The following is a 4,424-nucleotide window of genomic DNA, read 5'->3' on the forward strand; positions in this document are numbered from 1 at the left end:
TGGAGACGGAAGAGGAAGACGACGACGACCTCGACGACGAGGACGACGACTTCGACGACGAGGAGGACGACGACGAGGACGTGGCGGACGAGCTCGACGACGACGACGACCTCGACGACCTGGACGAGGCGAACGGGGACGAGCCCGACGCGGATAAGGAGGCCGAGCCCGAGAATGACGAGGACGGCGACGAGAAGTAGTGCCCCCAACTAGGAGGCGGTGAACATGGCGCTATTCAGCGGAGAGGGCTTGCTGTTCCTGTTGCGCTGGTTTCATTTCCTCGCCGGCATCACCTGGATCGGGCTGCTCTACTACTTCAACTTCGTCCAGACGCCGTTCTTCGCGACGGCCGATCCGCCCGTCCGGTCGGGCATGATCGTCGGCAGCCTCGTCGGCCGCGCGCTCTGGTGGTTCCGCTGGGGCGCGATGTTGACCTTCATCACGGGCTGGCTCATCGTCTTCCACAGGATGGGCCAGTACGGCGGCGTCCGTGAGTTTTTCGCGACCGCGTACGGCTGGAAGATCTTCTTCGGCGGAATGCTCGGAAGCGTCATGTGGTACAATGTGTGGTTCGTCATCTGGCCCGCGCAAAAGGTCATCATCGCCTCGGCGACGCAGGTCTCGAAGGGTGGCCAGGCGATCCCCGAGGCCGCCGCGCGCGGCCAGCGGGCCGGCTTCGCCTCGCGGACGAACACGCTGCTCTCGATCCCGATGCTCTTCTTCATGGGCGCGGCGAGCCACCTGTCGATGGCCGAGCCGACGACCCGCGGCGGCAAGGTCGGCGCGCTCGTCCTGCTCGCGATCGTGTTGATCGTGGCCGAGGTCAACGCGCTGGTCGGCACGACAGGCCCAGGCAAGAAGATGCTCTCGACGCTCACCGGGACGTTCTGGGGCGGCTTCATCCTGACCGCGATCCTCTATTTCGTCCTCGCGGGGATCATGGGCTAGGCCCGGCTCCGCGCGACGCTCACCCCGCGGCCCGGCGGCGACCCCGCCGGGCCGCTTCGTTTTCCCCGCCGGGCCCGTTCCCGCGTAAGATAGGCGGACGGATGACGTTCCTTCCCCCGATGAGGTCTCGCGCGTGAGACTCCGGACCGTGGCCCTGGCGGCGCTCACCGGATTCGCGCTCTCGTGCATCCCGGTGCCCGCACTCGCTCAGAAGCCGCGCGCGGAGCGCCCCACCTACGCCCCCGGCGAGAAGTGGATCCGTACGGACGGCGTCTACGAGCTGATCCGGATCGAGAACGGCCTCTACGTCTTCGCCGCGAGCAACAACCGGCAGATCTTCCTCACGCAGGACCTCATGTTCGCGCGCCGGCAGCAAGGTTTCGGGTACGTCGAGTTCGACCCGCCGCCCAAGCTGGCGTGGCCTCTCGAGGTTGGCAAATCCGGAACGAGCTGGGGCAACTGGCGCTGGTCGAATCCGAACGCAGGACGCAACGAGCTGCCCCGCGGCGACTTCTACACCAAGTTCATGTGGACGGTCGAGGCCTACGAGGACGTCGAGGTCGTCGCCGGACGCTTCAAGGCCTTCAAGATCAGGTTCGTGCTCGAGAGCCGGCGCCCTTATGACCCCGGGCGCACGACTATGACGACAGCCTACCTCACGCTGTGGTACGCGCCGGAGGCGCGTCAGATCGTCCGGATGAGCGGGACGCTCGTCAATGGCCACAGCTGGGACGCCGCCAGCATGGAGCTCGCGGCGGTCGACCGGCCCGCGCCACTCGAGATCATCCTCGCCGAGCCGAAGGACGGCGCGCGCCTCGTCACGGAGAGCGTGACCCTGACCGCGAAGGCGACGAGCGGTAAGGGGCTGGCGCGCGTGGCCGTCTCGCTCAACGGCCAGGAGATCCCGCTGCCGGGCGGCGCGCCGGCCGACGCCAAGGAACGCGCGCTCTCGGCGAATCTCAAGCTCAAGGAAGGCAAGAACGTCTTGCTCGTGACGGCCACCGAGACCGGCGGCGAGATGCGTCAGGAAGCGCGCGTCCTGTTCTACGACAAGCCGGCGCCGTCCCCCACGCCGCCACCCGTCGTCGCCGCGCCGCCCAAGCCCGAGCCGCCCGTCCCGGTGGCGCCGAAGCCCGAGCCGCCGGTCGTCGCGAAGCCGACACCGCCGCCCGTCGTCGTGGAGAAATCGACTCCGGCGCCGCCGCCACCCGTGGTCGCGGCACTGCCGCCCCTTCCACCGCTCGAGCTCAGGATCGGCGCGCCGGCGGAGCAGACGCGCGTCCAGTACGACAGCGTTGCGCTCGCCGCGCTCGTCTCCGGCGGCAAGGGTTCGCGCCGCGTGGTCGTGACGCTCAACGGGTTGGAGGTCACGCATCTGGACGGGCCGGCCGCGACGCGCGTCGTGCCGGTGAACCTGCCGGTGAAGCTCCGCGAGGGCCAGAACACGCTCGTCGTCACGGCGACGGACGCCGAAGGCGCGACGCTGCAGGACGTCCGGACGGTGCTGTACGAGAAGATCACGCCGCTTGCGATCGTGTTCCGCTATCCGGAGAACGGCGCGCGGCTGACGGAGCCCACCACGGTCGTCGTCGCGACGGCGAACTCGAGCAACGGCATCGCCAGGGTCAGCGTCACCCTGAACAGCGTAGATCTCGCGGACGCGGCCGAGCGGCCCGCGTCGCGCGACGTCGCGGTGGCGGCGCGCCCTGCCGCGATCATGGCCCAGCGCGGCGTCCAGAAGTCAGTCGCCCTCACCGTGCCCGTCACGCTCCGAGAGGGCAACAACGTGATCGTCGTCACCGCGACGGAGGCGGACGGCACGAGCACGCAGGCGGTGCGCACCGTCGCCTACAACGCCCCCAAGGTCGCCGCGGCGCCCCCGCCGCCGGCCGTGGAGCTACCGGAGCGCTGGGCCGTCGTCATCGGGGTCGGGAACTACGAGCACCCCGCGATCTCCAAGCTCCAGTACACGATCAACGACGCCGAGGCGCTCTACCAGGTCCTGATCGGCCCCGGCGGCTTCAAGAAGGAGCGCGTGCTCCTGCTCACCGACCGGACGGAGCGCAAGCCGACGCTCCGCAACATCAAGTGGGCGCTCGGCACGTTCCTCTCGCGCTCTGCGAAGAAGGACGACATGGTCCTGATCTTCTTCGCCGGGCACGGCGCGCCCGAGGTGGACCCGCGCGGCATCGAGCGCGACGGGCTCTCCAAGTACCTCGTGCCGATCGACGCCGACCCCGACGATCTCTACTCGACGGCGCTGCCGATGGACGACCTCCAGACGATCTTCGGCCGGATCGAGGCGGAGCGCGCCGTGATCTTCCTCGACTCGTGTTACAGCGGCGCGGCGGGCGGGCGGACCTTTGCCGCGAAGAAGACGCGGGCAACCAGCGTGGACGACGTCTTCCTCGACCGGCTCACCCGCTCGAAGGGGCGCGCGATCATCACGGCCTCGCGCCCGTCGGAGGTGTCCGTGGAGCTGCCCGACCTCAAGCACGGGATCTTCACCTATTACCTCGTCGAGGGCCTGAAGGGCGCCGCGGACTTGAATCGCGACGGGATCGTCACGCTCCAGGAGCTCTATGAGTACGTCGAGCGCGAGGTCGGCGCGAAGTCGCGCGCGGTCGGCGGCAACCAGCACCCGCTCATGAAGGGCGAGCTCGAGGGGCTCCTGCCCCTCGTGAAGGTTCAGCGCAGGTAGTCGGCGAGCGCCGGGATGTCCGCCGCCATGTGGAGCTGCGGCGGCATGATCCTGGTCGGGCGCTTCGGCTTGTAGCCCGCCGGGTACTCGCCTCTGAGCACCTTCGCCTCCAGAAGCTCCTTCGACGAGCCCTTGATCGGGGGCCCGACCGGGCCCGGCTGCGAGGGATCGGTGGCGTGGCACGCGATGCACTGGGAGAGATAGACCCGCCGCCCCCGTTCGGCGCTCGGCGAGAGCTTCTGCTCGCAGCCGGCGATTCCAGCGAGCGCCATCGCCAGCCCCGCCGCCACGCGAAGCCGTGTCACCCGAGGTCTTTCAGCAGGCTCTGCCTGGTGTCTTCGGCGAGCACCGTCCGCGCGCGCTCGTTGGGATGCTCGACGACCAGCGCGGCCTCGGCGGCCTGGAAGATGCGGCGGGCCTCGGGCGGGAGCGCGAAGCGCACGAAGTGGACCGCGGAGAGCTTGCCGCGCTCCTCGTCGGAGTGGCCGCTCTCGAAGTCGCCGACGATCACGTGCGGCCCGACCGTCAGCCTCACGTAGTCGCGCGTGTCGATCCCGAGCAGCTTGTCGAGGACGGGCTTGACCTGCGCCGCGTCGGTGATCTCGATCAGCATCGTCGCCGCCAGCTCCCCCGGCCGCGGCAGGAGGCTGTTGTAGACCTCGACCTCCTCGGCGATCTTCGCCTCGTCCACGATGCGCTCGGCGCGCACCATCTCCTGGATCTGGAACCAGACCGTCTCGCGGTTCTCGAAGACGAAGGTCAGGTGGCGGCCCAC

General features: G+C 69.2%; 5 protein-coding genes. 3 read left to right on the plus strand and 2 right to left on the minus strand.

The genetic code is table 11. The features are described from left to right. The 3 genes from VKG64_04760 to VKG64_04770 all read left to right on the plus strand — a co-directional run. Nucleotides 1–200: hypothetical protein (locus VKG64_04760; protein HKB24347.1), on the plus strand; the 200-nt coding region annotated here is incomplete at its 5' end. Between the two features lie 25 nt (nucleotides 201–225). Then, a complete protein-coding gene (locus VKG64_04765) occupies nucleotides 226–948 on the plus strand; it encodes a urate hydroxylase PuuD (GenBank protein HKB24348.1) in 723 nt (240 codons plus the stop codon). A 133-nt stretch (nucleotides 949–1,081) separates the two neighbouring features. Further along, a complete protein-coding gene (locus tag VKG64_04770; GenBank protein ID HKB24349.1) occupies nucleotides 1,082–3,649 on the plus strand; it encodes a caspase family protein in 2,568 nt (855 codons plus the stop codon). Here VKG64_04770 and VKG64_04775 read toward each other — a convergent pair. Both VKG64_04775 and VKG64_04780 read right to left on the minus strand, forming a co-directional pair. Next, nucleotides 3,637–3,954 carry a cytochrome c gene (locus tag VKG64_04775; protein HKB24350.1) on the minus strand — a complete coding sequence of 106 codons (318 nt, stop codon included), beginning with the start codon at nucleotides 3,952–3,954 and terminating at the stop codon, nucleotides 3,637–3,639. The two genes, VKG64_04770 and VKG64_04775, sit on opposite strands and share 13 nt — an antisense overlap. Then, nucleotides 3,951–4,424: DUF3501 family protein (locus VKG64_04780; protein ID HKB24351.1), on the minus strand; the 474-nt coding region annotated here is incomplete at its 5' end. The genes VKG64_04780 and VKG64_04775, both read right to left, overlap by 4 nt.

The sequence above is a fragment of the Candidatus Methylomirabilota bacterium genome (assembly GCA_035260325.1).
Lineage (GTDB): Bacteria > Methylomirabilota > Methylomirabilia > Rokubacteriales > CSP1-6 > AR19.

What these genes read in the sequence shown, in the direction of transcription:
- VKG64_04765 (HKB24348.1), top strand. Translation starts at nt 226, where the DNA reads ATGGCGCTATTCAGCGGAGAGGGCTTGCTGTTCCTGTTGCGCTGGTTT.